We start from the raw sequence: 24,605 nt of genomic DNA, 5'->3' as shown, positions 1-24,605 counted from the left end.
TTTTTGTATCTACGCGTTCTATTTGAAGAACAAACTACTGAAAGGGTTCAACAGTCGGCTTAAACCGGTTGTGAAATGCAGCGGGCCTTCAAGCGCCGCAATGGTCAAGCAGTCATGATCTTGCGTGGCTGGTGAATGCTTATGATGATCATCAAGCAACATAAAGTCGCCATCACGATATTCATTGTGCTCATCGTTAAACACGCCATTCACCACCAAGGTTGCTTCGTTGCCTTTGTGCGTATGCTCCGGTAACGATGCACGTTCACCCATGTAAATGAAGTTCAGCATCTCTTCGCCACCGACACGTACCGGCGCACGCCAAAGTTTACCCGGCAAACGACTCCACTCACCAATACGATGCGAATTACGTGCTAACGTTGGTGGTAGGGCAAAACGCTGACCTTCTAAAAAGAGACTATCGTTAGCAGCCGGCGCAGCAGATCCTGCAGGTGACTGAGAACTGAAAATGCTTTGCAACATAGCTTGCTCATCGAACCCGTGAACAATGTTTGCCGTTTCAGTTTCACCAAATAGCTTCGCTGCCATGTGCTGTTCAATGTCTTGCACATGCGCTTGGCATTTCGGACACATATCCACGTGGGTTCCAACCATCATCAACATGGCAGGGCTGAGTTCGCCAGCGGTATATAGAACCAAGTGCTGTTCTGAAGGGTGGAATTTAATCATCGTGCTGTATCAACTCTTTCAATTTCTGTAATGCTAAACGGGTGCGCGATTTCACCGTACCCAACGGAATTTCAAGGGCATCAGCAACTTCTTGCTGCGATTTACCCTCAATATAAATAAGCTCAATCACTGTCCGTTGTGCTTTCGGTAATTGCTCACAATACACAGCGAGTTGCTGCATAAGTAAATCATTGTCGAGTGCATAATCATCATCAAGTGAGTCGTTTGTTTCGGCTAATACAGGCCACAAATCGTCTGCACTCAAATCGTTTTGGCGATGCTTATTTTTACGTAACAAATCGAAGCGAATGTTACGTGCAATGGTAAATATCCAAGTAGCCGCTGAGCCTCGGTCAGGTTTGAACAAGTGGGCTTTGTGCCAAACGTTGGTCATGGTTTCCTGAACCAAATCCATGGCGGTTTGCTCGTTACCAAATTGGCGGGTAGCGTACGCTTGCAAACGCGGCGCAAAATAGCGAAATAATTCGCTAAATGCGGCTCGTGATTGCTCTGCAGCTATCTTCGCAAGTAATTCGGCAGCGTGCTCGGGGTTATCCGGCTGCGCAGAAGACATAGTGTTCCGTTTCGTTATTCTATGAGTTGCTGTCTGCATAGTAGTTTATACCCACCAGGATATTCAACATATTGTCTGTGTTTTACGCAGTTATTTTGCGGTTGGATCACGCCCGCGAGCAAAATTTATCCTGCGGCTTGTTGTTCGTTTTGTTGTTCACTCTCAGCGACAAGGTCACGCAAGAACGTTAATGCGGCATCAGCGGTTGGTGCTTGAAGCAATTCTTGCTTGGTTTGCGCACTGACAGGTATCAGCTCTAGCCAACGTAAACACACCCAATCAGCCTGCTTAAGCTGGGCGTCGTCATGCGCAACGGCAAGCTCAGGGTAAGTATTGTAAATTTCTACAAGTTGCTCAGCTAAAAAATTATCAGCTAATGTTAGCTTCTGGGTTGGCCAGGCTGGCACGTCATCGGTATGGCCTACGCGAAGTCCATCTTCTTGTTCTTCAATATCTGAAATTCGAAACAGATACTGTCCGGCAACTGTGATACCTAATAAACCGTCAGGTAGCTGTTCGAAATCGATAATAGTCGCAGCGGTACCAATAGGGTGAATGTGCGTATTTAAGTCGCGATCACCATTTTCATTCAACATGCACATACCAATAGGTCGGCACGATGCACCATTACAAGCTTCTTTGACCATGCGAATATAGCGTGGCTCAAATATGCGCAGTCGCATGGTACCACCCGGTAACACGTGCCCCGACAACGGAAATAAAGGCATTGTTTGTTGCGCTTGCGTCATTATTGCTAACCTCTTAGATGACAGTTAACGCAATTACGCATGGATTTTTGTTTTGGATTAATTCTGGTGAACTTTTGTAGCTATTTTTCGTAATTTTCGTCAGGCTAGAATGAAAGTCACAACCAAGGAGTGTCACGGTGACAATAAAAGTTGGTATCAGTGCCTGCTTACTAGGCGATCAAGTACGGTTTGATGGTGGCCATAAGAAATCTGATTTTTGCGCGAATGAACTGCAACGCCATGTTGAGTTCGTTAAGTTGTGCCCAGAAGTTGGTATTGGTATGCCTGTGCCGCGTCCTACCATTCGTTTAGAACAACACGCCCACGGTGTGCGTGCCGTGGTTCCGAAAACAGGTGACGATGTAACCGATAGGCTCAGTCACTTCGCTGATAAAGCGCAGCCGCATTTGAAGCAGTTGAGTGGCTATGTTTTGTGTGCCAAATCACCGAGTTGTGGCATGGAACGAGTGAAACTTTATGACCCAGACACTGGCTATGCGCGCAAAGAGGCTGAAGGCATTTTTGTAAAGCGTTTGCGCGAATTGCATCCGGCGCTGCCGTTGGAAGAAGATGGCCGCTTAAATGATGCACCATTGCGTGAGAACTTCGTGATGCGCGTGTTTGTATATCATGCGTGGCAACAATTACCACAACCGCTGCGCAAAGCTGATTTGTTGAACTTTCATACCGAACTGAAGCTGTTGTTATTAGCGCACAACCAGGCCGAGTATCGTCGTTTAGGGCGTTTGGTGGCTGACCAGCAAGACATCGATGCAGATTTTGCCAAACAATATATTGAAGCAATTATGGCCGCATTAGGTAAGCCGGCGACACGAGCTAATCACACCAACGTTTTGCAGCATATTCAGGGCTATTTCGGTCAGCATCTTAGCAAAGATCAGAAAGCTGAACTCAGTACGTTAATTATGGATTATCACGACGGTATACAGCCGCTATTAGTGCCGCTGACGTTGTTACGGCACTATCTGCGCGAATATCCGAATGATTATTTGCAGGGGCAACGGTACTTAAATCCGTATCCGGCTGATTTGAAATTGAGGTACGCACTATGAGTTACGCCGGGGTGTGGTTTCGTGGTGATGTACGCTTGGCTGCTAACCCAGCGGTGGCCGCAGCCAGTGAGGTGAATAGCACCGAACGTGCGATTCCTGCGCTGTTACTGTTGTGCCCTGAGCAAATGCGCGAGCATGATTGGGCGCCGATAAAGTGGGACTTGCTGCGTCGACACTTGCATGAGTTCGTAAAGGACGCAGCGGAGCATGGTATTGCCTTGTCGATAGAGGTGATTGATTCGTGGGCAAACGCGGCGAAAGCGGTGAAACGTTTTTCGCAGGAACATGAGCTTACTGAGCTTCATTTTAATGCTGAATATCCTGTACATGAACAGCGCCGTGATCTTGCCGTGAAAGCGGTGCTGGAAGACCACGACATTGCAGTGCACCAACACCACGGCAGCTTAGTGGTGCCGCCAGTTATTACCACGCAAGCAGGGAGTATGTATCAGAAATTCACGCCGTTTGCGAAAGCATGGCGAGAATACGTTTCAGAAAAAGGGCTGCCGTCGATTGCAGCGCTGCCGCAGCGCCAGTCTGTTCAGGTGGCAACCATTCCAGAAATTGATTATCCGCAGCGCGATTCGAGCGCCTGGGACGTTGGCGAAGCTGCCGCTCGCGAAGCCTTGCACCGTTATCTCGCCGAGAATGTCGATGGTTATGCGGCTGAGCGCGATATGCCAGGGTTAGACACAACGTCGCGACTTTCACCGTATTGGGAGCTTGGCATTTTATCACCATGGCAAGCTATACATTTGATGGCGCAGCAAAGTCCGAATTTTCCAGCAGGGTTGGACAAGGGCGCCGATACTTGGTTAAACGAGCTGATATGGCGCGAGTTTTATTTGCACTTAATGCAGCATGTGCCACGCTTAAGTTATGGCAAGGCGTTTTTGAAGCATACCGATGCCATGCAATGGCGTAATAACGAAGCCGAATTTGACGCGTGGTGTCGCGGTGAAACCGGGTATCCCATTGTCGATGCCGGTATGCGTCAACTCGCCGCTGAAGGTTGGATGCATAACCGCGTGCGCATGATTGTGGCGCATTTTTTAGTGAAAGATCTGATGATCGACTGGCGTTGGGGTGAGCGGTTTTTCATGCAACATCTTATTGATGGTAGCTTTGCTGCGAACAATGGCGGCTGGCAGTGGAGTGCTTCAACCGGTACTGATGCAGCACCGTATTTTCGGGTGTTTAACCCAACGTTACAAAGCGAAAAAGTTGATCCCGACGGCAGCTATATTCGTAAATGGGTTAAACAATTAAAAGATTGTCCGGCCAAACAGATTCATGCGCCAACTGCATGGTTAAAACAACGTGGACGCGACGATTATCCGGCTCCTATTGTGAACCATAAGCAAGCAAGGGAGCGTTTCTTAACGGCTTTTAAGGCCTTATAAACACAGAACGACGGGGGAATCATGACTAGTGTGGCAGATATCGTTGAACAGCTAGAACGGCTCTATGACGACTTAAATGAAGACAGTATTGCTGCACTTGATACGTTGTATTGTGAAGACGTTTCCTTTGTTGACCCAATTCATCACGTGCAGGGCATAGACGATCTTAAAACCTACTTTTTAAACACCATCAAAGGCGTCGAGTATTGCCATTTTGCATTCGCAGATAGAGCGCGGCAGGGCGATGATGTGTTTGTGACGTGGCAGATGCGCTTGAAGCACCCGAAATTAGCGCAAGGGCGTGAGATAGTCGTGCCGGGTACCAGTCATTTGAAGCTTGAAAACGATAAAATTTTATCGCAAACCGACTATTACGACGCTGGCGCGATGCTGTATGAACACATTCCCGTGATTGGCTATGTGATTGATAAGATTAAAACGCGGGTGAAATCATCATGAACATTCTGATTACAGGCGCCACCTCAGGTATCGGCAAACAAGTTGCGATGGATTATGCGAGCGAAGGCCACACGGTTATAGCCTGCGGACGTAATACCGATGTACTCGCTGAGTTAGAACAACGCTTCCCTGACAATATTGCTGCACAGCGTTTAGACGTTAGTGATGCCGATCAAACCCAGCAAGCGCTTGCCGCTTATACCGACGTTGACGTGGTGATTCTATCGGCCGGAGTGTGTGAATATGTTGATATTGACCGCTTCGAAGCTGCGATGTTTGAGCGCGTATTTGAAGTGAACGTGTTTGGCATGATGCGCTGTGTTGAGGCGTTACTACCGAATATGAAAGCTGGTAGCAAGCTTGTGCTTGTTGGCAGTACGGCGCGCTTGCTGCCGTTTACTCGTGCCGAAGCCTACGGTGGTTCCAAAGCAGCCATTCAATACATTGCACGAAGTCTGCAAGTTGACCTCGAACCGAAGGGTATTCAAGTTCTTACGGTATCTCCTGGCTTTGTCGAAACCCCAATGACTGATGCGAATGATTTTGAGATGCCGATGCGAGTATCAGTTGAATTTGCCTCTGATCGAATCCGTAAGGGAATTCGTAAAGGAACCACGGATATTACCTTTCCAACTGTGTTTGGTTGGTTTTTAAAATTAATGTCGCGCTTACCGCAATCATGGCAGGTGGCGTTGTCTAAGCGAATGGCTTAAGTCGTCGTTACGGCTTACCTTACGGAGAAGTACTTTCATGAAGATTGCCATTATCGGCTCAGGTATTGCGGGCCTTACATCAGCCTATTTGTTGCACAAGCAACATGATGTACAAGTGTTTGAAAAGAATGATTATATTGGTGGGCACACCCACACAGTACCAGTTAAAGCGCATGGCAAAGATTATGCAGTAGATACAGGGTTTATCGTCTTTAATGACCGTACCTACCCGAATTTTCGTGCACTCATGCGAGAGCTAAACGTGGCTTGGCAAGATACTGAAATGAGTTTTAGTGTGCGTGACCCAGAAACCGGATTAGAGTACAACGGCCACAACCTCAATACGTTATTTGCACAGCGCAAGAATTTGTTTTCACCGAGTTTTTATCGATTGATTAACGGCATTTTGCGCTTTAATAAAGCAGCTAAAGCGGCTTATGAAAATGGCGATAACCTCGATGAAATTACGTTGGGTGAGTTTCTTAAGCAACAAAACATCTCCAACGAAGTGAGTGAGCTCTATTTATTGCCGATGGTTGCTGCAATTTGGAGCGCAAGCCTAGAAGAAGCGGAAGCGTTTCCACTCGGTTTCTTTTTGCGCTTTTTCTCGAACCACGGCCTGTTAAACGTGGCGGACAGACCACAATGGCATACCATTATTGGTGGTTCTAGCGCCTACATAAAACCGCTTACGGCGGGGTTTGCCGACAACATTACGCTCAATGCCAATATTGTCGCTGTCCATCGAGACCTACCGGAGCGTGAGGGTGCTATCACACTCGAATTTGCGGACGGAAATAAGCAAGACTTTGACGAGGTGATATTTGCTTGTCATAGCGACGAAGCACTCGCTTTGTTAGCGCAGCCAACAGAAGCTGAACAACAGGTTCTCGGTAATATTCCATACCAAATGAACGAAGTGGTATTGCATACCGACGTGCGTTTGTTGCCGCGCAATAAACGTGCATGGGCGAGTTGGAACTACTTATTACACAATGATGACGATGCCCGCACGCGCCCAAGTTCGGTGAGCTATAATATGAATATCTTACAGCGCATTGATGCGCCGGAGGTATTCTGTGTGACCTTGAATAACACATCGGCTATTCATCCAGAGAAAATTCTGGGAACTTACTATTACGCCCATCCGGTTTACAGCGTGGCATCGATGCAAGCACGGGAGCAACGCGACCGCATTTGTGGTCATCACCATTGTCACTTTACGGGCGCTTACTGGTATAACGGTTTCCACGAAGATGGCGTGCGTAGTGCGGTTGATGTGGCAAGACGCTTAGGAATCGACTGGGATGTTAGCTAGTGCGATTTTAAAGGGGCGCGTGCATCATGCCCGTTATCGCCCCACGCAACATGCATTTAGTTATAGCATTGCGCAGTGGTGGTTGGCTCTTGATGAGCTTGAGCAAGTTGCTGCGCAAAGCCGCTGGTTTTCAACCAAGGGCTTTGCACCGCTTCGGTTTCAGCGCGAAGATTATTTACGTGGTAGCCAAGGTGATTTAGCGCAAGCCGTGCGCGATAAACTTGCTGAGTTAACCGGCCATGAAATCAAAGGCCGAGTGTTTTTTCTCGGCGCTGTGCGTACGTTTGGGTTGTATTTTAGCCCGCTGAATTGTTATTTCGTGCAACCGGAATGTCAAACGGATTACAGTTATATGCTTGCTGAAGTGAGCAATACGCCTTGGAACGAGCGTCATTATTATGCGCTGGATTTGTCGACCGCGCTTGTGCACGACAAAGCCTTTCATGTATCACCATTTAATCCAATAGATATGCGCTACCACTGGCAACTTATTCCTCCTCAGCCGACACCGGAACACCACGCTATGGTGCATCTCGATGTGCATGCAAAAAAGCGCGATTTCAGTGCCACAGTAAAATTAACGCGCGTTGAATTGAACTCGAAATCCATTCGTAACGTATTACTAAGATATCCCATAAACACGTTGGGTACCGTAAGCGCTATTTATTGGCAGGCATTGCGGTTGTGGTTGAAGCGTACACCAGTGTACACCCATCCCAACACCGATAAGTCTAAATAAGGGTTTGTTCTAATGTACGAAGAGAATGCATTGACGGTTATGCAAAACGATTTAGGTAGTATCGATAAAGTATTACGAAAGACCGTGTTGAGCTTGCTTAGCCGGTTAACCGAAGGCTATTTGGTGGTGAAAGAGCGTGGTCAGATTGTTGGCCGCTTTGGCTCTGAAAAAAGCACATTAAAGGCCGAAATTGATATACAGAAACCGGGCTTCTATCGCCGCTTTCTATTTGGCGGCAGTATTGGCGCTGCCGAGCTGTTCATGGACGAAAGCTGGACAACCCCTAATTTAACCCACGTCATTCAGGTATTCGCTCGGAATTTGCCGGCCCTTGATGCGGCAGAAGCCAAGTTGAGCTGGATTTTATTGCCGATTCAAAAATTTCAGCATTGGCGCCGCAATAACAGTAAACGCCAAGCAAAAGAGAATATTTCGGCGCACTATGATTTAGGCAACGACCTCTATCAGGCATTTTTGGACCCAGCGCTGCAGTATTCAAGTGCGGTGTATCCACATGAAGATGCGACTCTTGCTGAAGCGCAACAGCACAAATTGAAGCGCTTGTGCGACAGCCTTGAGTTAACAGCTGCCGATCATTTGCTTGAAATTGGCACGGGCTGGGGCGGCCTAGCTGTCTTTGCAGCAAAAAACTACGGCTGTAAAGTGACAACCACGACTATTTCAGAAGAACAGTATAGTTATACGAAAGCGTTGGTTGAGCGAGAAGGTCTCGGTCATTTGATTACATTGTTGAAAGAAGATTACCGCGATCTTACTGGTACTTACGACAAGTTGGTATCGGTGGAAATGATTGAAGCCGTTGGTCGTAAATACATGCCAACCTTCTTTACAACTTGTAATCGGCTATTAAAACCAAATGGCAAAATGGCTTTGCAGGCCATTACGATTGCTGATCAGCGCATGAAAAGTTACGCCAACTCGGTTGATTTTATTCAGAAATATATCTTTCCGGGAGGGTTTTTGCCGTCATTAACCATGATGGCAGAAATGTTTACTGAACAAACCGACATGGTGATTCGTCATATTGATGACATTGGCTATGACTACGCGCAGACTTTGGCTGATTGGCGTGTGCAATTTAACCACGCGCATCCCGAATTGATGAAACATGGTTACGACGAACGCTTTGGTCGTATGTGGAACTATTATCTGTGCTATTGCGAAGGTGGTTTCCGTGAGCGTACCGTATCAGCGGTGCAACTTGTGGCAACCAAACCACAGTGTCGTTAAATGAAAAATCGCGCCAAGTTGTTCGTACTTGGCTTCCTAAATTAGCTGGACTATTTCTATTTGATTTAGTCTGGCTTAGTGCTGTTGCCGGTCGTGCTGATTGGTTAATTGCAACCGTTATTCTAGTCGCACTACAGGTTGTTTTAGCCATTCGTAGCAGCGATTTTAATTGGTCTCTCTATATCATTTTGGTGTTATTGGGTTTAGCGCTTGAAGGCACAGTCGTTGGTGTTGGTATTCTAACTTTCACTGGCGGGTTTTTACCGTTATGGCTAATCCTGCTCTGGCTTGGCTTTGTTGGCATGCTCATGAATACGTTGAGCGGGCTAGCCGGGCGTCCGCTGTGGGCTGCGTTGTTAGGGATAGCTTCCGGCCCGCTGACCTATGCCATTGGTATCCGTTTAGGTGCAGCCGAGCTGCTGGCGCCTGAATGGCAGCTCTGGGTAATCTATGCGGCACTTTGGTCCGTATATATGGTGATATTTGCTTGGTTAATGCCGCGCTTTGTGAAAGCCGCGAGCTAACCAACGAGGAGGTTCATCATGACGAAATTATTCTCTTATTTACGTGACGGCTTTGTTGTTTCTTCGGCACTGGTTTTAAGCGGCATTAGTCCTTCTGCGCTGGCATCGCAATGTACGGTTGATGAATTCGAAACATTGCAAAAAGTAGGCGAGACTCGTCTGAGTGTTTGGTTTTGGGATGTCTATGATGCCGAACTACGCACCGATACGGGCGCACTCGACAGCGCCGAACAACGTGCACTGCAGTTGAGTTATCTACGCGATATCAAGGCAAAAGATCTCGTTGATACCACCGCTGAAGAATGGGAACGGCTGGGCATTACTATTAGTGCTGACCACCAACAATGGCTGAGTGAATTGCGTCAAATGTGGCCGAACGTACAAGAGGGCGATTGCATTACTTTGCTAGAGACCGAGCAGGGTTACGCTAAATTTTTTGGCCCATCAGGCGAGATTGGAGAGATTCAATCAGCGCAATTTACCGAAGATTTCCTCGCGATTTGGCTTGATGAAAATTCTCGCTTTAAGGACGCACGCAACGAATTGATAGGAGTTCAATAATGAAATTTTTAAAGATGTTAGTGGCAGCGAGTGCACTGAGTTTTCTGATTGGTTGTTCGGCCAATATTGAAGATTACCAGGGTGAGCAACCGCAGTTAAAACTTGAAGAGTTCTTTAACGGCGAGTTAGTTGCTTACGGTATGGTGCAAGATTATAGCGGTAAGGTGATTCAACGCTTTCGTGCCGATTTAAAAGGCACGTGGAACGGCAACGAAGGGGTTCTTGACGAACAATTCTATTATGCCGACGGCAGTGAGCAAGAGCGCATTTGGTACATTACAAAAACGGGCGAAAATAGCTATGAAGGCCGCGCTAGTGATGTGAAAGGTGTCGCCGAGGGCACAACCGCAGGTAACGTCTTAAATTGGAGTTACACGCTGATTATTGAGCGTGATGGCGAGCCTTTTTCAGTGCAGCTTGATGATTGGTTATATTTGGTTGATGAAGACAACATGATCAACCGCACGCAGATGTATAAGTTCGGTTTGCCTGTTGGCGAGATCACGCTTTATATCGGTAAGAAATAAAGGCTTAAAAAGCTGTAAAAGATAAGTATTAAAAAAGGGACGATAGCGTCCCTTTTTTTGTAAGCTTGAGCGATTAATCGTAACCGCGAGGCAGGCGTGACAAGCTGCTGTCTTGCTCAAGACGTTGGCGCCATAATTCTTTCGCCGTTAAACCGCCTTTCGCAGATTTTGCCACTTTGGCGCCTTTTGCATCAGACTTCGCTGCTGCTTTGGCTGGGGCTTTCGCTGCTGACTTTTTAGCTGGAGCGGCTTTTTTCGCTGGCTCAGCTTTTTTCTCAGTCTTTTTCTCAGCTTTAGCCGCTGGCTTTTTCGATGCGCCACCAGCTAAGCTTTCTGCTTCTTCGGCAAGTTGTGCAAGACGCACATTTTTACCGCCGTCGACGCTGTACCAGCCGCCTTTTGCTTCAATTTTTGGTTTTTTACCGTGAGCTTGCTGGTATGCTGCAGTAAAATCAGCAAGCACTTGGTCTTTATCAAGTTTGCTCATGGATACTATCCTATAGCTTTATAATGTGTGTGTGTTTCATTTTTATACCGTTTTTTCAGCATATTGTCTAATGTCTGACTTAATTGTCCTAAATATATGCTAAAAACACACAATATCATCAAATTTTCAGTAGAAACGAGGACATTGTGCAACGTTCCGAGCTTCAAAATTATCTCAGCGAATTATTACAAATTGACCGCATTCGCGATTATTGTCCGAATGGATTACAAATTGAAGGTCGCCAACACATCCGCAAAATTGTGACCGGCGTAACGGCTAGCCAAGCGCTGATTGATGCCGCTATAGAGCAGGGCGCCGATACAATCTTGGTACACCATGGCTATTTTTGGAAAAGTGAGCCAGCAGTAATCACTGGCATGAAGAAGCGTCGTATTCAGGCCTTATTGCAAGCCGATATCAACCTGTTTGGTTATCATTTGCCGCTTGATGTACATCCACAGTTTGGTAATAACGCGCAATTGGCACAGTTATTTGGCTGGCCGCAGCCTCAGCCTTTGATGAGCGTTGACCCCGAAGGCGTGGTGATGGGCTGTACGTTGCCGCAGCCAATGACCTCTGAAGCGCTGGGTGAGCATATCGGTCGTTGTTTAAAGCGTCCGTTAACCGTACGAATTGACAGCGACCAACCGATTTCTCGCATTGCTTGGTGTACCGGTGGTGGACAGGGGTATATTGATCATGCAGCAGCGGCTGGTTTTGACGCATTTTTAAGTGGCGAAATTTCAGAGCAGACGACGCACAGTGCGCAAGAACAAGGTTTGGCTTATTTCGCTGCAGGGCATCATGCAACAGAGCGTTATGGCATTCGTGCACTGGGTGAACATTTGGCTGAAAAATTTAGTCTTGAGCATGTGTTTATTGATATTGAGAACCCTGCGTAATGGCCAAACGCGATCAAAGTTTTGAGGGCATCACGCAAAAGTTCTCGCGTAACATTTACGCGACGAATAAAGGTAAGTTGCGCTTGGCTGTGCTTGAGCGTGACCTGCAAACGTGGCTACCCGAACCAAATGATGCCAAGAAATTGCGGATTCTGGATGTCGGCGGTGGTTTGGGTCAACTCTCGATGCTATTTGCACAAGCAGGTTGTGACGTCACGCATACGGATATTTCAGCCGAGATAGTCGGTGAAGCCCAGACACTTCATGCAGAGCATGGGTTAGCGCAGCAATATACCTATCACGTGGCGCCGTTACAGGAATTACCTGAGTTGCTGCAACAGAGTTATGACATTGTGTTTTGCCATGCGGTATTGGAGTGGTTGGTTGACCCGCAGCAAGCGCTTGTTACTTTGAAGCAATTAATGAATGCCAACGGGCGCTTATCGCTAATGTTTTATAATCGCGATGCCAAGATTCTTGCGAATATCATCTTTGGTAACTTCGATTATGTACAAGCTGACTTGACTGTGAAAAAGACGGTGCGCATGAGTCCACAACAACCAATCAACCCAAGTGACATGCGCGAATGGCTTAAGAATTTGCGATTAAAAGTAACACAACGAACTGGCGTACGCTGTTTTCATGATTATTTGCGGAATCGCGATGATCAAAAACGCTTCGATGAGTTGCTCGCCCTCGAGCTTCGATATAACCAACAAACGCCGTTCGTTGATATAGGCCGTTATCTGCATTGGCAAATTGAACATGCCTGAACGCCATTTACCTAATCGCAGGGTTGTTATTTACTACAACCAGCTTAGTGGGCGGGCGCGGCGATTAGCAGGCCGCTATCAGCTATTTTTTGAAAATGCAGTTGCTGACGTAACGTTATTACCTAGTTCAGCCAGTTCAGTGCGCGATCAAACACAACTGATTCAGGTGTGCGAGGGTGCTCACGAATGCGTGGTCATCGGTGGTGATGGCAGTATCAATATTGTGGTGAATGCGTTGATACAAGCTAACCTTCAGGCGCAGGTCGCAATGACTGTCATACCGGTTGGTACTGGTAATGATTTTGCGCGTGATCACGGCTTAAAGCGCTGGAATTGGCGCATGAATGCGAATATCACAACGCTGACTGAAGCTGTCTGCCATGTGCAATCAGAAGGCCTGAGCCGCTATTTCGTCAACCACGTAGGAACCGGCTTAAGCGTTGATCTCATGCGCCTACAGCAACATTGGCTAAAGCAAAGTGCAGGACGCTTAAGTTACCTGATTGCGCTAGCGCGTTACTTGTTTGGCTCCATGACAAGTCGTTCGCGCATACGCCGAGGTAAGTATTGGGATGACGGTCAGTTCGTGGCGTTAGGGCGTTATATTGGCGGCGGTTTTTTGGTGCATCCACATGCCGATAGAACCGACGCAATGCTAGCGCGCATTCGTGTTCCCAAAATGCCACGCTGGCGTCAAACTAAGGCGCTATTAAACGTTCTAAAAGGTCGTATCGAAACCACAGCGGCAATTGAGTTCGAACGTGGTAAGCAATTTCAAATTGGCGATTCTGAGCACGCGCTTGAGCTTGATGGCGATATTTACTTTCACGGTCCTGCAACCGTAACTGTTTCATCGACAACGATTTTGGTGTCTGTACCTGATTTAAAGAAAACGAAAGGGGAGAATTCATGAATACCAGCTGTGCATTTATTGGTTTAGGCGTAATGGGCTATCCGATGGCGGGACACCTGCAACAAGGCGGCTTTACCACCAAGGTTTATAATCGCACCACCGCGAAGGCGCAGAAGTGGGCGCAAGCCTATCACGGTGAATTTGCCGAGACGCCAGCAGCGGCCGCAGAAGGTGCTGAATTTGTGATGATATGCGTTGGCAACGATGACGATGTTCGCAGCGTAGTTTACGGTGATGACGGCGTGTTGGCGACGATGAAATCAGGCAGTGTACTGATTGATCACACCACCGCTTCAGCGGAGCTTGCCAAAGAGCTCGCGCAGGCATGCCATGAACGCGGAATTGGTTTTTTAGATGCACCGGTTTCTGGTGGGCAGCAGGGCGCCGAGAACGGCGTTTTAACGGCCATGATTGGTGGTGATAAAGAAGCATTTGATCGTGCTGAACAAGCGCTAACATGTTACGCCAAAACCCGTGAATATATGGGGCCAGCAGGTCACGGTCAGTTAGCCAAAATGGTGAATCAGATTTGTATTGCTGGCGTGGTTCAAGGCTTATCAGAAGGCTTACAGCTCGCGCGTAAAGTCGGTTTAGACCCAGACACCTTAATTAACGCGATTAGCCAGGGCGCTGCTGGTTCGTGGCAAATGAAAAACCGTTATAAAACCATGTGGGAACAACATTATGAGCATGGCTTCGCGGTTGATTGGATGCGCAAAGATTTGAAAATTGCGCTGAGCGAAGCTGAGCGTCAAGGTTTAAGCATGCCACTGACTGCACTCGTTGATCAGTTTTACGCCGAAGTACAAAAAATGGGTGGCTCGCGTTGGGATACGTCGAGTTTATTGGCACGTTTAGAAAAGTAGTTTTATTCCAACCAATAAAAAACCCCAGCCACTAGCTGGGGTTTTCTTTAAGCCTGAGGCTTAAGCGCTATTTAGCGAATACCCATACGACGAAGTGCGCCGGTAGAGAAGTCGCCACGTACTGGCTCGATATCGAAGTTCATGTATTCACTTTCTTCGTTCGCCAGACCAAGCAAAATATATCGACCTGAGTTCAAGTCATACAATGCTTCAGCTGCCATCCACGGGGTATCGTGGTAGTAGAACTGAGTATTATATGCTTCGGCTACACGCCATAACTCGCCACGACCGTCATAATGGTCAATGACTGACGCAGTCCACGTATCTTCATCGATAAACATGTGACGCGTTGCGTAAATGTGACGCTCGCCGTCTTTCAAGGTGCCTTTCACTTCCCAAACACGGTGCTTCTCGTAACGCACGTAGTCTTGGTTCATGTGGCCTGGGCCGATGATGTCATCATATGACAAGCTGGTGTCCATCAACTTGTAGTTGTTGTATGGAATGAGCATTTCTTTCTTGCCAACAAGTTCCCAGTTGTATTTATCTGGAGCACCGTTGAACATATCAAGGCCGTCAGAGGTACGTAAGCCGTCAGATGCGGTACCTGGACCGTCATAAGCAACCGATGGCGCTTTACGAACACGACGCTGACCAGCGTTGTATAACCATGCGCGGCGTGATTCTTTTACCTGGTCAATTGTTTCGTGTACAAGCAGTACGGTACCGGTCATACGAGCTGGTGCCAGAACTTCTTGTAAGAAATAGAACAGAACGTTGTCATCGTCAGCTTCACGGCCCGTCTTCAAGTACTCAGGGAAGACCAGTGATTCGCGTAGCAATACCGGAACAAAATCACCGTTCTCAAGAACTGGGAACTGGTTTACTAAACGCTGAACAGCACCGCCGCGGTAGCGGGTGATGTGGTTCCAGATAATCTCAAGACCATTAGCAGGAATTGGGAATGGCACGTGCTTATCGAAATTTGCTAGACCGTTACCGCCAGCAACCAACTCTGCATTGGCAGCATTTTTCGCTATGGCATCATAAACACTTTGCGGATACGCCGCTGTACGGTGCGTTGGATAAACGTGCATTTTGTAGTCAGGATACTTGTCAAACATGGCCATTTGACCAGCTGAAAGCAAGTCTTTGTATTGGGCGACGTTTTCAGCTGTGATGGTGTACAGTGGTTGCTCATCTGCAAACGGATCGGCAGGGCGCTCTGGCGCTTCACCATCAGCTTGCTTGCTGTAACCGCCTGTCCATGCTGGAATAGAACCGTCAGCGTTGGCTGCTTTAACAGCACCTACTGGCGTTAAATCGTTCCCCAAACGCGCGGCTTCTTCTGGGCTAACTTTTGCCATGACCGTAGCGGACACAACAGATAGCGCAAAAATACCGGCTTTTAGCATCATTTTATTCATTGTGCTTTTCCTTGTTGTTCTTGATATGCTTGCTTTACCGCAATAAAGCTACATCAAAACTTAACAAAATTAAATGGCCAACTGATACTAGCGTTAAAACAGTGTTCGTTGTAAGGTATCAGCTGGTTTGACCTCTAGTTATTTTTCCATAGCATGTATCGCGAATTGGAAATTTGCAACTATTTAACAAGATATAAGACTCAGAATTTTTACGAGGGTTCCATGATAAAAGCGACAGCTTGTGCTGGTGCAGCAGTAATCGCGGCCTTATATGGCGCGCCCACGTTTGCGAATGCAGACACGATTACTGATTATGAAGTAATTAATGCACCAGCAATGAAGGCCGCAAAAGCATCGAAAGCGGTGCTTACCGAAATTACCCAAACCGATAATTATACGGTAGCCGTTGGTGACTACGGCGTCGTGCTTTACCGTGCAGCTGGCCAGAATGAATGGCAGCAAGCCGATGTGCCAACCAGTGTATTATTTACCTCGGTGGATTTTGTTGATGCCGATCATGGTTGGGCTGTTGGCCATCATGGCGTAATTGCTGCAACGAAAGACGGTGGCAAAAGTTGGGAAGTGCAGTTAAATGGCTTTGAGTTTATCGAATTGCAACAACAGCATTTTCAAAATGTTGTAGATGAATTAACCGCTGAACTCGATAGCCTTGATGGTTCTGATGCCGATGCCGAAGATGAATTAGCGTTTGCACTAGATAACGCATCATTTTTGTTGGAAATGGCGCAAGCCGCAGACGCTGAAGGTCCGACCAAACCATTTTTAGACGTTCGTGCAGTAAGCCAAGATGTGATTTTTGCAGTAGGCGCCTATGGTACACTGATTCGGTCACGTGACGGCGGTGAAAGCTGGGATATTCTTGATGATCGTTTGGAAAACCCTGACGGCTATCACTTAAATGCTTTAAGTTCTGATGATCAATATGTGTATGTCGCGGGTGAAGCAGGGCAACTTTTCCGTAGTGCAGACCTCGGTGATTCTTGGGAATTGCTCGATTCGCCGTATTACGGCTCATTTTTTGGTTTGCATGTGGATAGCAAAAACCGCCTCTGGGTAGTTGGTTTACGCGGCAATATTTTTGTCAGCGATGACCAAGGCGACAGCTTCAATCAAATTAAATTACCTGACAACGTGAATATTAACTCAGTGGTTGATGCTCCCAACGGTGGTGTTTATTTGGTTGGCAATGCCGGCGTTATTGGCTGGGTTGATACCGCAGGTAATATTAAGCAGATGACCCACAGCTCTGGTGCTGCCCTTACTGACCTTGTAGCCCATGACGATGGTCGCTTGACGGTTGTTGGTCAGCGCGGCGTACTCGAAATTGCCGATTTTGAATCGGAATCTTCAGCACAAACCCAAGAATAATAAAGGAACAATAGCAGCATGTCTGAACAGTCTATTGAGTCAAAAAGCGTGTGGTTAGAGCGCGCGCTCTTCAACTTTCGTCCATTGTGGTTTGTGATATTCGCGGTGCTGACTGCGTTTTTGGCGTGGCATGCCAGTCAGGTTCGTCCTGAAGCAAGCTTCACAAAAATGATTCCAACGAAGCACGAATTTATTCAAAACTACTTTAAGCACCAAGAAGACCTTTCCAGTTTAGGTAACGTGGTGCGTATTGCTGTTGAAACCACTGACGGCGATATCTTTACGCCTGAATTCCAAAAAACCTTGCAAGAAATTACCGATGAAGTGTTTTTTATTCCGGGCGTTAACCGCAGTGGCTTAAAAAGCATTTGGACGCCGAATGTCCGTTGGAGTGAAGTAACAGAAGAAGGTTTCGTCGGTGGCCCGGTCATTCCAGATAATTGGGATGCATCAGAGCGTTCGCTAGACCAGCTGCGTACCAACGTATTGCGCTCGGGAGAAGTTGGTAACTTAGTTGCGAATAACTTTAAGTCAGCATTGATATTAGTACCGCTGAATGAAGTGAACCCAGATACTGGTGAAGCACTCGATTATCAGCAGTTTTCACAACAGCTCGAAGAACGTATTCGCGACAAATATCAAACCGAGAACGTGAAAATTCACATCACTGGTTTTGCCAAAGTGATTGGTGATTTGATCGAGGGTGCTTACCAAGTCGGCTTGTTCTTCGTGATTGCGATTGTCATCACATTATTGATGCTGTTCTGGTACAGCCGCTGCTGGCGTAGTGCCTTTGCGGTGCTGTCATGTTCGATTATCGCCGTTGTGTGGCAGCTCGGTATTATCAAGTTAATTGGGTCGGGCATTAACCCGTACTCCATGCTGGTGCCGTTCTTGGTGTTCGCAATAGGCGTGAGTCACGGTGTGCAAATTATTAATGCAATCAGTAACAACCGAGTTGATGGCCATGATAAATTCGCCGCAAGCAGCCTCGCTTTCCGCTCTCTGTATATTGCCGGTTTAACAGCACTCATTTCTGATGCGATTGGTTTCACCACCTTGATGGTGATTGATATTGAAGTGATTCAAGAGCTAGCCATTGCAGCAAGTATTGGTGTGGCAGTAGTGGTCTTGACCAACTTAGGTCTGTTGCCAATCATCATGTCATACACTGGCGTGTCTCCGAAGGGTGTTGAGTACATGCGTACCACACGTGAGGAGCAACACCCTATGTTGGCTTTCTTTGGGCGCTTCTCGCAACCGAAGTGGGCTTACAGTGCGTTAGTTGTGGCATTGATTGGTTTAACTTGGGGTCTGGTTTACAGCCAGCAAATGAAGATTGGCGATTTAGATGCCGGTGCACCAGAGCTTCGTCCTGATAGCCGTTACAACCTTGATAATAAATTCATTGTTGATAATTACAGCTCAAGTACGGATATTTTCGTTGTCATGGCAGAAACCGCACCAAGCCAATGTATTGCCTATGACAACTTAGAGCTGATGGATCGCTTTAGCTGGCACATGGAGAATACGCCTGGCGTACAAGACGTGAAATCGGTTGTCTATGTCGCGAAAATGGGCTCATTTGGGTTAAACGAGGGTAACCTGAAATGGTTTAGCTTGAATCGCAATCAATATGTATTGAATGCGAATACAGGCCGCACACCACCAGGTTTAATTAACCCTGATTGTTCTATGGCGCCAATTATTATCTATTTGAACGATCATAAAGCTGAAACGTTGCAAACGGTCGTCGCCTCGGTGAATAGCTTTAACCAGCAGTATCAGCAAGAAGGCTTAGATTTGCTGATGGCCGCAGGTAATTCAGGTATTGAAGCGGCAACGAACTCAGTGATTGAGTCAGCGCAGACCAAAATGCTTCTATGGGTGTACGGCGTGGTGATTGTGCTGTGTTTGATTACGTTCCGCAGTATTCGCACCGTAACCTGTATTGTATTGCCGTTGATGTTAACCACCATCATGAGCCAAGGCTTAATGGCCGTGCTGGGTATTGGGGTGAAAGTAGCAACGCTGCCGGTAATTGCACTGGGTGTTGGTATTGGCGTAGATTACGGTATTTATATCTACACCAAAATTCGTGAAGGCTTGGCGCAAGGCAAGCACCTGAACGATAGCTACAAATATGCGTTAGACAGCACAGGTAAAGCCGTAGGTTTCACCGGTTTAACGCTAGCGATTGGTGTGGCGACTTGGATTTTCTCACCGATTAAATTCCAAGCCGATATGGGTATTTTGCTGACCTTTATGTTCCTCTGGAACATGTTAGGTGCACTCATTCTCATACCAGCCTTGGCGCGATTCTTTGCGCGCTTCGGCAAGCAAATTCATTAATTGATTTAGTTCACAACAGATTCGGCGTCGGCGAGTATAAAGTCGGCGCCTATATCTGCAATTACCATGGTTGGTGCATTGGTATTGCCGCTAACGACAGTTGGCATAATTGATGCGTCAATAACGCGCAAGTTTCTCACGCCATTCACCCGCAGCTGCGGGTCAACCACGGCGTTGACATCGTTGCCCATACGGCAGGTGCTGGTTGGGTGATAGATCAAGCCGATATTCGCGGTAATTCGTTCCAGTAACGCCTCATCTGAAGTTGCCTCACCAGGCCAAACCTCGCCACCATTGTGCGACTGCAACGGCTTTTGATTCATAATTTCTCGAACTTGTTTAACCCCCGAGAGCAGGGCAGCTTTATCGGCCTCATTATCGAGGAAATTGTATTCAAAGTGCGGTGGATGAGCCGGATCGAGATTTACCAGACGCAACTCACCCCGCGCTTGTGGTCGCAGTACGCACACATGGCACGCGTAGCCGTGGGTCAATGCCGGCCATAAATCCCAGCCACTGTCGTTAAATCGCGTTGAAACGAAGTGCAGTTGTAGGTCAGGATCATTAAGATCAGGCTGGCTTTTAATAAAACCACCGACCTCGGCTGGGGAAACAGTCAACGGCCCTGTTTTGTGACGTTTATATTGCCACCAGGCGGCAGCCATTTTCAGTGCACCTCGGGGAGTGATGCTGATACCATCCTTACGTTTATTCCGGTAATGAATCATCACATCGACATGATCTTGTAGGTTCTTACCAACCTCAGGGCTGTTGGCCACGACAGGTATACCATGTTGTTCGAGTTGATCTTTAGGGCCAATACCAGAGAGCAATAATATTTGCGGTGAATTGATCGCGCCACCAGCAACAATCACTTCACGATGCGCGGACGCAACATAGGCCTTACCGCGCTGGCGAAATTGAATACCATTGGCGCGTTTATTCTCGCCGGAACCTTCAATGGTAATACGCTCCACCAAGCTGTGCGTAAAAACCGTTAAATTTGAGCGTTGGCGCGCCGGTTCAAGAAATGCTTTTCGAGCACTGAAACGTGCATTCTCAAAAATTGTAAACTGAAATGGCCCAACGCCGTAAAGCTGCTCACCGTTAAAGTCAGGATTAAACGGGATACCCGCAGCAACACCAGCCTCAACAAACTTTTTCGCAGCCGTAAAATAAACGGGAACATCACTGACTTTTAATGGGCCATCGGCACCGTGGAAGTCATTGGCGCCGCGTTGGTTGCACTCTAGTTTACGAAAACGCTCAAGAACGTTTTGCCAGCCCCAATCAGCTGAGCTCACCGAGGCCCAATGGTCGTAATCGCTCGCAACGCCGCGGGTATAAATCATGGCATTAATTAAACTACTTCCACCGAGACCCTTGCCGCGTGGGGTGTAAAGACCTTTGCCGTTGCGCAGCGGTGGTTTGTCAGCGCTACGATAGAGCCAATTGAAGGCTTTGCTGTGCATGAACCGAATCACGCCGCCAGGCATATCGCTAAACGGTGATTGACCTTCGCCGCCAGCTTCAAACAAGGCAACACGGTAGTTTCCGCAAGCAGTAAGTCGGTCGGCGAGTACACAACCCGCTGTGCCACCGCCGACAATAATGTAATCAAAATGCAACGCCGCTTGGTTCATCACGCCATCTCGTGGTTTGTTGATTATTAAAGACTCTGCACGTAGCGATACAGATCGTTGAGTAATCGCATGTGTTTCGTCGAATCGGCATATTGAACCGACGCTTGTTCTAATTCTTGCATGAATTGTTCCGCACTTAACGCGCGTCCTGGTGGTTGAAGCAAGCGCTGCTGGCAAAATGCGCGCCAGCGATGGAGCTCGCTATCATTCAACGTGCTTGGGAAATTACGCGCACGATATCGAAAGAGCATTTCATTGAGACGGGCATCTGCAAAATTAAGTTCAAGACCAGCAAGTTGGTCGGGTTCAGTGGCGCGTATAATTGCCATGTTTGAGCGATCTTGATCGCTGAAGAAGTCACCGCTATACAACATCAAATCTGGGTCGGTAACGGTTTCAAATTCTCGGGCAAAGCTACACGCGGCCACAATACGTTCGCGTAACGCCGGATTCGAAATCAAATATAGTCGATGTTGTTCTAATCGGGCTAAGTTAATTTGCCAGCGCGATTGTGCAGAGTCATCGATAACTTTGAGAGGCGCAACGAACGGACATTTGTTGATGGCAAATTGACCGCCACCAAAAGGTGTTATGTTCTGTTCCTGTAGCGTGGCGCGGCGCGTGAAGCGCCGCTCAATCATGGCTTCTTCACTCAGTGCGATGAACTCTTGTGGGTCACAACGAAGATCCCAATAAACGACGGTGTTGGGTTGCTCTGGGTGATAAGCCAACGGCATAATCACGCTGAGATAGCCGTTGTGAGCGCCATAAAAGCCACTTACGTGGGCTAGAGGGGCGAAGGTAGTAAGTTGTACGAGTTCTTTCACCGCTTGCTTGCGACGCATGCCGTAGGCGTAATCAAATAATCGGGGCTGCGCTTGTTTTACCTTTTTTGCCATTTCGATAGTGGCATACACATCCGCCATCGCATCGTGCGCTTGGCCATGTTCAATACCATTCACACGGGTTAAGTCTTCGAGGCGCATGCTGACGCGACCGTCATCATGATACGGCCATTCAATGCCTTCGGGGCGTAATGCATAACAAGCTCGCATGAGATCAATCAAATCCCAACGCGAATTATTGTCTTGCCAAGTGTGTGCATAAGGGTCAATAAAATTACGATAAAACAAATGCCGCGTGACTTCGTCGTCAAATGCAATGTTGTTGTAGCCAATGACCGTGGTGTTTGGCTCGCTCATTTGCGTTGCAATTTTCTCAGCAAATGCCGCTTCATTCATCCCTTGTGCCAAGGCGTGCTGCGGCGTAATACCCGTAATCATAACGGCTTGCGGATGCGGCAGGAAATCAGGCGTGGGTTGGCAAAAAATGGTTAACGGTCGACCAACGGGTTCAAATTCTAGGGTGGTTCGTAATCCAGCAAATTGTGCTGGTCGATCGGTTTGCGGATTCGCACCCCAAGTTTCGTAGTCGTGCCAATAGAAGGTTGGCTGAGTCATTTAAGATCCGTGATGTTTTTGTTGAAATTCTTACCCTCAGATTAACTGAATAAAAGTCGAGAGCAAAGGCGTTATTCGTTATTGGTTACTCGTTATTCGGAAACAAAAGCAAAGGCGTTATTCGTTAATCGTTATTCGTTATTCGGAAATGATAAAAGCGGTAAAACGAAAAGCTAAAGCGTTAGAACAACTGTATTCGAAGTTCACAACTCTGCTAGTATCGAAAAACTAACAACGAATAACGAATAACGAATAACGATTAACGATTAACGAACAACGAGGTTTTTATGAAACGTATCGCACTTATTGCCGCTATGGGCTTGTTTGGTATGGCAGCAAATACTGCTATTGCTCACGACCATGGAAAGAAAGCTACTGATGAAATCTTTTCTATCGCCATTCATGGTGGTGCTGGCACGATTACTCGTGAAAGCATGACTCCGGAGCGAGAGCGAGCGTATAAAGCTAAATTGAATGAAGCGATTAATGCTGGGCACGCGGTTCTAGCGAACGGTGGTACCAGTATGGATGCGGTTATTGCTGCGGTTCAGATCATGGAAGCCTCACCGTTATTTAATGCTGGCGTTGGTGCTGTTTATAACTGGGAGGGCGAGCACGAGCTTGATGCGTCAATTATGGATGGCAAAACGCGTGAAGCGGGTGCGGTTGCAAGCGTAAAAACAGTAAAAAGCCCCATTGCGTTAGCTCGCAAAGTGATGGAAGAGTCGGTGCACGTGATGCTGAGTGGTGCCGGCGCGGAGCAGTTTTCGCGTGAGCAAGGCCTTGAGCAGGTTGACAACAGTTACTTCAACACCGAAGCCCGTTTTAAAGCGCTTCAGCGCATGAAAGAGCAAGTTGGTAACCCGCAGGATAAGCAAGCTTGGGTGGACATGGACGATAACTTCAAATACGGCACGGTTGGTGCTGTAGCTCGCGACAAGCACGGAAATCTTGCCGCAGCCACATCAACCGGCGGTATGACGGGTAAGCGCTATGGTCGTATTGGCGATTCACCGATTATTGGCGCAGGCACCTGGGCAGATAATGACAGTTGTGCGGTTTCTGCCACCGGGCATGGCGAATATTTTATTCGTTATCATGTCGCGGCAGACATTTGTTCGCGTATGAAGTATCAACAAGTTGACGTTGTCACTGCGGGTGACACCGTGATTCATGATGTGTTGCTACCGCAAGGTGGTACGGGCGGTGTGATAATTGTTGATAAAGATGGCAATGTGCACATGCCATTTAATACTGAGGGCATGTACCGAGCGAAACGTATCGGTAACGCACCTGCCGAGGTTGCCATCTACAACGATTGACTATACTGAATGCATGGTTGTTCAACTTTAGGTTCAACGCAAGAGAGGTACATCATGCATTCGTTAAAAGTAGTTGATTATATGAATCGGCATCCGGTGAGTTTTTCGCCGGAGATGTCGATTGAAGCCGCCGTTTCAGTGTTGCTGCAAAGCAATCAGCGTGGCGGTCCGGTGGTCGATGCGCAACATAAGTTAGTTGGCTTTTTGTCCGAACAAGACTGTTTAGCCACTATGCTACGTGATACGTACCACAATGAGCAAAGCGCGACGGTTGGCGACTGCATGTATCGAGGCGATGTCGTGACGATCGATGCCGATTCATCGGTAACCGATTTGGCGCAGCAAATGACTGCCAATAAGCCCAAAATGTACCCGGTAGTTGATGCGGAGCGCCAATTGATCGGTGTGATCACACGAACCGATGTGTTGCGGGCAATCGATTTACATTTACGTGATGGGTATTCTCGCCGTTAACATCAACAGCTGACGC

General features: G+C 47.5%; 25 protein-coding genes. 18 read left to right on the top strand and 7 right to left on the bottom strand.

What is annotated here, in order from left to right; genetic code table 11:
* Window positions 1-18: 18 nt before the first annotated feature.
* From D3795_RS03650 to D3795_RS03640, 3 genes are all read right to left on the bottom strand, one after another.
* A complete protein-coding gene (locus tag D3795_RS03650) occupies window positions 19-690 on the bottom strand; it encodes a ChrR family anti-sigma-E factor (RefSeq protein WP_156266343.1) in 672 nt (223 codons plus the stop codon).
* Window positions 683-1,264 (bottom strand): sigma-70 family RNA polymerase sigma factor, encoded by a 582-nt coding sequence (locus D3795_RS03645; protein WP_233340201.1) that lies wholly within the window; start codon window positions 1,262-1,264, stop codon window positions 683-685. The genes D3795_RS03650 and D3795_RS03645 overlap by 8 nt, the downstream gene beginning before the upstream one ends.
* A 125-nt stretch (window positions 1,265-1,389) precedes the next feature.
* A complete protein-coding gene (locus tag D3795_RS03640; RefSeq protein WP_156266339.1) occupies window positions 1,390-2,013 on the bottom strand; it encodes an LON peptidase substrate-binding domain-containing protein in 624 nt (207 codons plus the stop codon).
* Window positions 2,014-2,150: 137 nt separating this feature from the next.
* Here D3795_RS03640 and D3795_RS03635 point away from each other — a divergent pair, with 137 nt between their 5' ends.
* Genes D3795_RS03635 through D3795_RS03590 form a run of 10 tightly spaced genes read left to right on the top strand, consistent with a single transcriptional unit; the run spans window position 2,151 to window position 10,581 of the window.
* Window positions 2,151-3,086, top strand: coding sequence for a YbgA family protein (locus D3795_RS03635; protein WP_156266337.1), 936 nt, complete (start codon window positions 2,151-2,153; stop codon window positions 3,084-3,086).
* Complete coding sequence (phrB, locus tag D3795_RS03630; protein ID WP_156266335.1) at window positions 3,083-4,489, top strand: deoxyribodipyrimidine photo-lyase; 1,407 nt, start codon at window positions 3,083-3,085, stop codon at window positions 4,487-4,489. The genes D3795_RS03635 and phrB overlap by 4 nt, the downstream gene beginning before the upstream one ends.
* A gap of 21 nt (window positions 4,490-4,510) precedes the next feature.
* Window positions 4,511-4,948 carry a nuclear transport factor 2 family protein gene (locus tag D3795_RS03625; RefSeq protein ID WP_156266333.1) on the top strand — a complete coding sequence of 146 codons (438 nt, stop codon included), beginning with the start codon at window positions 4,511-4,513 and terminating at the stop codon, window positions 4,946-4,948.
* Window positions 4,945-5,661 carry an SDR family NAD(P)-dependent oxidoreductase gene (locus D3795_RS03620; protein WP_156266331.1) on the top strand — a complete coding sequence of 239 codons (717 nt, stop codon included), beginning with the start codon at window positions 4,945-4,947 and terminating at the stop codon, window positions 5,659-5,661. Before D3795_RS03625 ends, D3795_RS03620 begins: the two co-directional genes overlap by 4 nt.
* 37 nt (window positions 5,662-5,698) lie before the next feature.
* Window positions 5,699-6,979 carry an NAD(P)/FAD-dependent oxidoreductase gene (locus tag D3795_RS03615; protein WP_156266329.1) on the top strand — a complete coding sequence of 427 codons (1,281 nt, stop codon included), beginning with the start codon at window positions 5,699-5,701 and terminating at the stop codon, window positions 6,977-6,979.
* The gene (locus tag D3795_RS03610) at window positions 6,969-7,718 is read left to right on the top strand and encodes a DUF1365 domain-containing protein (protein ID WP_156266327.1); all 750 of its coding nucleotides are present in this window, start codon (window positions 6,969-6,971) and stop codon (window positions 7,716-7,718) included. The genes D3795_RS03615 and D3795_RS03610 overlap by 11 nt, the downstream gene beginning before the upstream one ends.
* Window positions 7,719-7,730: 12 nt before the next feature.
* On the top strand, window positions 7,731-8,969 hold the full coding sequence (locus D3795_RS03605) for an SAM-dependent methyltransferase (protein WP_156266325.1): 1,239 nt from the start codon (window positions 7,731-7,733) through the stop codon (window positions 8,967-8,969).
* Entirely contained in the window at window positions 8,960-9,493 is a 534-nt protein-coding gene (locus tag D3795_RS03600; protein ID WP_173020981.1) for a DUF2878 domain-containing protein, read from the top strand. The genes D3795_RS03605 and D3795_RS03600 overlap by 10 nt, the downstream gene beginning before the upstream one ends.
* An 18-nt stretch (window positions 9,494-9,511) precedes the next feature.
* Window positions 9,512-10,054, top strand: a complete 543-nt coding sequence (locus tag D3795_RS03595; RefSeq protein WP_156266321.1) for a chalcone isomerase family protein — start codon at window positions 9,512-9,514, stop codon at window positions 10,052-10,054.
* Window positions 10,054-10,581, top strand: coding sequence for a DUF3833 domain-containing protein (locus D3795_RS03590; protein ID WP_156266319.1), 528 nt, complete (start codon window positions 10,054-10,056; stop codon window positions 10,579-10,581). Before D3795_RS03595 ends, D3795_RS03590 begins: the two co-directional genes overlap by 1 nt.
* 73 nt (window positions 10,582-10,654) lie before the next feature.
* On the opposite strand, the gene D3795_RS03585 is transcribed toward D3795_RS03590, so the two are convergent.
* Window positions 10,655-11,068, bottom strand: coding sequence for a hypothetical protein (locus tag D3795_RS03585; RefSeq protein WP_156266317.1), 414 nt, complete (start codon window positions 11,066-11,068; stop codon window positions 10,655-10,657).
* A gap of 146 nt (window positions 11,069-11,214) precedes the next feature.
* On the opposite strand from D3795_RS03585, the gene D3795_RS03580 reads away from it, so the two are divergent.
* Genes D3795_RS03580 through D3795_RS03565 form a run of 4 tightly spaced genes read left to right on the top strand, consistent with a single transcriptional unit; the run spans window position 11,215 to window position 14,522 of the window.
* Window positions 11,215-11,970: a Nif3-like dinuclear metal center hexameric protein gene (locus D3795_RS03580; RefSeq protein WP_156266315.1), complete on the top strand. Its 756-nt coding sequence runs from the start codon at window positions 11,215-11,217 to the stop codon at window positions 11,968-11,970.
* Window positions 11,970-12,743, top strand: coding sequence for a methyltransferase domain-containing protein (locus D3795_RS03575; RefSeq protein ID WP_156266312.1), 774 nt, complete (start codon window positions 11,970-11,972; stop codon window positions 12,741-12,743). The genes D3795_RS03580 and D3795_RS03575 overlap by 1 nt, the downstream gene beginning before the upstream one ends.
* Window positions 12,736-13,656 (top strand): diacylglycerol/lipid kinase family protein, encoded by a 921-nt coding sequence (locus tag D3795_RS03570; protein WP_156266310.1) that lies wholly within the window; start codon window positions 12,736-12,738, stop codon window positions 13,654-13,656. Before D3795_RS03575 ends, D3795_RS03570 begins: the two co-directional genes overlap by 8 nt.
* Window positions 13,653-14,522 (top strand): NAD(P)-dependent oxidoreductase, encoded by an 870-nt coding sequence (locus D3795_RS03565; protein ID WP_156266308.1) that lies wholly within the window; start codon window positions 13,653-13,655, stop codon window positions 14,520-14,522. The genes D3795_RS03570 and D3795_RS03565 overlap by 4 nt, the downstream gene beginning before the upstream one ends.
* A gap of 71 nt (window positions 14,523-14,593) precedes the next feature.
* Here D3795_RS03565 and D3795_RS03560 read toward each other — a convergent pair whose 3' ends face one another.
* Window positions 14,594-15,949, bottom strand: coding sequence for a DUF1329 domain-containing protein (locus D3795_RS03560; RefSeq protein WP_156266306.1), 1,356 nt, complete (start codon window positions 15,947-15,949; stop codon window positions 14,594-14,596).
* A 222-nt stretch (window positions 15,950-16,171) separates the two neighbouring features.
* Here D3795_RS03560 and D3795_RS03555 point away from each other — a divergent pair, with 222 nt between their 5' ends.
* Both D3795_RS03555 and D3795_RS03550 read left to right on the top strand, forming a co-directional pair.
* Window positions 16,172-17,338, top strand: coding sequence for a YCF48-related protein (locus D3795_RS03555; protein ID WP_173020980.1), 1,167 nt, complete (start codon window positions 16,172-16,174; stop codon window positions 17,336-17,338).
* Window positions 17,339-17,356: 18 nt separating this feature from the next.
* On the top strand, window positions 17,357-19,690 hold the full coding sequence (locus tag D3795_RS03550) for an efflux RND transporter permease subunit (protein WP_156266302.1): 2,334 nt from the start codon (window positions 17,357-17,359) through the stop codon (window positions 19,688-19,690).
* Between the two features lie 5 nt (window positions 19,691-19,695).
* On the opposite strand, the gene D3795_RS03545 is transcribed toward D3795_RS03550, so the two are convergent.
* Both D3795_RS03545 and sbcB read right to left on the bottom strand, forming a co-directional pair.
* Window positions 19,696-21,333 (bottom strand): GMC family oxidoreductase, encoded by a 1,638-nt coding sequence (locus tag D3795_RS03545; protein ID WP_156268937.1) that lies wholly within the window; start codon window positions 21,331-21,333, stop codon window positions 19,696-19,698.
* A gap of 26 nt (window positions 21,334-21,359) precedes the next feature.
* A complete protein-coding gene (sbcB, locus tag D3795_RS03540) occupies window positions 21,360-22,793 on the bottom strand; it encodes an exodeoxyribonuclease I (protein WP_156266300.1) in 1,434 nt (477 codons plus the stop codon).
* Between the two features lie 287 nt (window positions 22,794-23,080).
* Here sbcB and D3795_RS03535 point away from each other — a divergent pair, with 287 nt between their 5' ends.
* Window positions 23,081-24,115 (top strand): isoaspartyl peptidase/L-asparaginase family protein, encoded by a 1,035-nt coding sequence (locus tag D3795_RS03535; protein ID WP_156266298.1) that lies wholly within the window; start codon window positions 23,081-23,083, stop codon window positions 24,113-24,115.
* Between the two features lie 54 nt (window positions 24,116-24,169).
* Window positions 24,170-24,589, top strand: a complete 420-nt coding sequence (locus tag D3795_RS03530; protein WP_156266296.1) for a CBS domain-containing protein — start codon at window positions 24,170-24,172, stop codon at window positions 24,587-24,589.
* Window positions 24,590-24,605: the final 16 nt, after the last annotated feature.

This window comes from Pseudidiomarina andamanensis (genome assembly GCF_009734345.1).
GTDB classification, from domain to species: domain Bacteria; phylum Pseudomonadota; class Gammaproteobacteria; order Enterobacterales; family Alteromonadaceae; genus Pseudidiomarina; species Pseudidiomarina andamanensis.
The sequence above is the reverse complement of the archived record's forward strand: the minus strand, read 5'-3'. Positions and strand labels throughout refer to the sequence as shown.